At 63.1% G+C, this 3203-nt stretch carries 3 protein-coding genes; all 3 read right to left on the bottom strand.

What is annotated here, in order from left to right; genetic code table 11:
• The coding region (locus tag EN994_RS24230) for a bifunctional salicylyl-CoA 5-hydroxylase/oxidoreductase (RefSeq protein WP_127307858.1) at positions 1–2007 on the bottom strand (2007 nt) is incomplete at its 3' end.
• A 140-nt stretch (positions 2008–2147) separates the two neighbouring features.
• Positions 2148–2747 carry a VOC family protein gene (locus tag EN994_RS24225; protein ID WP_063169949.1) on the bottom strand — a complete coding sequence of 200 codons (600 nt, stop codon included), beginning with the start codon at positions 2745–2747 and terminating at the stop codon, positions 2148–2150.
• Between the two features lie 77 nt (positions 2748–2824).
• On the bottom strand, positions 2825–3203 hold a 379-nt coding region (locus EN994_RS24220), incomplete at its 5' end, for an ABC transporter ATP-binding protein (RefSeq protein ID WP_164746132.1).

The raw sequence follows: 3203 nt of genomic DNA, 5'->3' as shown, positions 1-3203 counted from the left end.
GCCATAGACAGGCTTGGCCAGTGCCGAGGTCTGGCCTGCCGAGACATCGCAGATGTCGACGCCGGCCTCATGCAGCAGCCGCGCGATCTCGACCGCGTCGGCCGGCGTCACGCCCTCGATGCCGACCCAGTCATTGGCGGAAATGCGCATCGAGATCGGCTTCTCCGCCGGCCAGGCGGCGCGCACCGCGCGGAAGATTTCGAGGGGATAGCGCATGCGATTGTCCAGCGAACCGCCATATTCATCCGTGCGCCGGTTGGTGACCGGCGTGATGAAGGACGACAAGAGATAGCCATGCGCGGCGTGGATTTCGAGCATGTCGAAGCCGCAGCGATCGGCCATCTCGGCCGAAGCGACGAATTCGTCGCGCACGCGGTCCATGTCGGCGCGGTTCATCGCCTTCGGAACCTGATTCTGCGGCGACCACGCAACGGCCGAAGCCGCCATCACCGGCCAGTTGCCTGAGACCAACGGCACGTCAGTGCCCTCCCAGCCGAGCCGGGTCGAGCCCTTGGCGCCGGAATGGCCGATCTGGGCGCAGATCTTGGCCTCGGTCTCGGTGTGGACGAAATCGACCAGCCGCTTCCACGCCACCTCATGCTCGGGCGCGTAGAAGCCGGGACAGCCGGGCGTGATGCGCCCTTCCGGGCTGACGCAGGTCATCTCGATATAGATGAGACCGGCGCCACCCTTGGCCCGCTCGGCATAATGCGTGAAATGCCAGTCGGTCGGGCAGCCGTCGACAGCCTTGTACTGCGCCATCGGCGAAACGACGACGCGGTTCTGCAGCCTCATGTCGCGCAGCTTGAACGGCGCGAACATCGGCGCGCGGCGCAGGCTGTTGCCGCCGGCGCCCGCCTGGCGCTGGAACCATTCTTCCGCGCTTTCAAGCCATTCGGCATCGCGCAGTCGCAGATTCTCGTGGCTGATACGCTGCGAGCGGGTCAAAAGCGAATAGTTGAACTGCACCGGATCGAGGCCGAGATAGCGCTCGACCTCCTCGAACCATTCCAGCGAATTGCGCGCCGCCGATTGCAGCTTGAGCACCTCGGTGCGGCGGGCATCCTCATATCTGCGGAAGGCGGCATCCAGGTCCGGCTCAGTTTCGACATATTCGGCCAGCGCCACAGCACTTTCCAGTGCCAGCTTGGTGCCGGAGCCGATCGAGAAATGCGCCGATGCCGCTGCATCGCCCATCAGCGCGAGATTCTTGTAAGACCAGCGCTCGCACAGCACGCGCGGGAAATTGATCCAGGCCGAACCGCGGATATGGTTGGCATTCGTCATCAAGGCGTGGCCGCCGAGATGTTTTTCGAAGATCCGCTCACAAACGGCGATCGATTCCTGCTGCGACATCGCACCGAAGCCGAAGGCAGCCCAGGTCTGCTCGCTGCACTCGACGATGAAGGTCGCGGTGTCGCTGTCGAACTGGTAGGCGTGGGCCCACACCCAGCCATGCTCGGTTTTCTCGAAGATGAAGGTGAAGGCGTCGTCGAATTTCTGGTTGGTGCCGAGCCAGACGAACTTGCATTTGCGGGTGTCGATGTCGGGCTTGAAGATGTCGACGAAACTGTTGCGCGCCCTGGAGTTCAGGCCGTCGGCAGCGACGACCAGATCGTGCGTCTCCATGTAAGGCTTGGGATCGGCGATGTCGGTCTCGAACATCAGCTTGACGCCGAGTTCACGCGCCCGGCGCTGCAGCAGGACCAGCAGCCGCTTGCGGCCGATGCCGCAGAAACCGTGCCCTGACGAGACCGTGCGCACGCCGTCATGAATGACGGCGATGTCGTCCCAGTAGGCAAAGTGCTTCTTGATCCAGACGGCGCTGACCGGATCGTTTTTCGACAGATTGTCGAGCGTTTCGGCCGACAGCACGACGCCCCAGCCGAACGTGTCGTCGGCGCGGTTGCGCTCGAACACCGTCACATCGTGGGCGGCGTCCCTCAGTTTCATCGAAATGGCAAAGTAGAGGCCGGCTGGTCCGCCGCCGAGAACCGCAACCTTCATCTGTGCGATCTCCTCTTCGCTTGCTGGAGTTCAGTATCGCGCCGGCGATAAGATATTTCAAGCTTAAAGTTTCATATCAGAACGATCGTCCTGACATGGCGAAAGCGCGCCTGCGTGTCATCGCGCAAGCGCGCTGCCGATCACTTTTCCGGGCTCTTCGGGCTCCACAACACCGTCTCGGCGCCCTTCTCATAGGCCATCCCGTCGGGATAGCTGATCGCTTCCAGTTGCAGCCCCCAGGGCGCCTGGAAATAGAGGATGGTCTGGCCGGCGGCGGGTCCTTCCTTGACCGGCAATGGTCCCAAGCGTGTCTTGACGCCCTTGCCGTCGAGATAGGCTTTGGCAGCGGCGACGTCGTCGACATAGAAGGCGATGTGGAAGCCGCCGATGTCGCTGTTCTTTGGCGTCAGGTCCTTCTGGTCCGGTGCTGTGTATTTGAACAGCTCGATGTTCGAGCCGTAGCCACAACGCACCATGGTGACCTCTTCGATCACCGCCTTCGGATCGACGCCCAGGAGATCCTGCATGAAGGTGCCCTTGTCGTCGGCGAACGGGCCGAACGACATCGCCTTCTTGCAGCCGACCACTTCGGTGAAGAAGTCGACCGCCTGCTTCATGTCGGGAACCGTGATCCCGGTGTGGTCGTGGCCGCGCATGCCCGGGATCGAATCCGCCGAGGCCATGCCGGCGCTGCCGAGCATCGCGGCGGCGAGCGTTGCAATTGCGATTGTGGTCTTCATGTCAGTCCTCTCCATTTGGCGGGACTTGGTCTTTGTGGTCGCACGTCCGAGGCCCGCTCGTCGGCGTGCGTATGCATTCATGTCGGCGGCTTGGCTGCGGAAGGAATGTCGAGCCAGCTCGCATCGATCTCGGGCAGCGGAATGGCCGCGATGAGATCGCGCGTGTAGCTTTGCCGCGGCTTGTCGAACAAGGTGTCGGTGGCGCTCGCTTCGACGATCACGCCTTCGCGCATGACGATCACCTGCCGGCACAGCCGCCGGATGACCGACAGATCGTGGCTGATGAAAGCGACGGTCAGCCCCATCTCCGCGGCAAGCTCCTCCAGCAGGGTGAGGATCTGCGCCTGCGTCGAGACGTCGAGGCCCGAGACGATCTCGTCGGCCAGCACGAATTTCGGCGACAGCGCCAGCGCGCGCGCAATGCCGACACGCTGGCGCTGGCCGCCCGACAGTTCG

The organism is Mesorhizobium sp. M7A.F.Ca.CA.002.09.1.1 (genome assembly GCF_003998555.1).
GTDB lineage: Bacteria > Pseudomonadota > Alphaproteobacteria > Rhizobiales > Rhizobiaceae > Mesorhizobium > Mesorhizobium ciceri.
The sequence above is the reverse complement of the archived record's forward strand: the minus strand, read 5'-3'. Positions and strand labels throughout refer to the sequence as shown.

Excerpts from the sequence above, each read along its gene's own strand:
- EN994_RS24225 (WP_063169949.1), bottom strand. The coding sequence starts at position 2,747 with ATGAAGACCACAATCGCAATTGCAACGCTCGCCGCCGCGATGCTCGGC.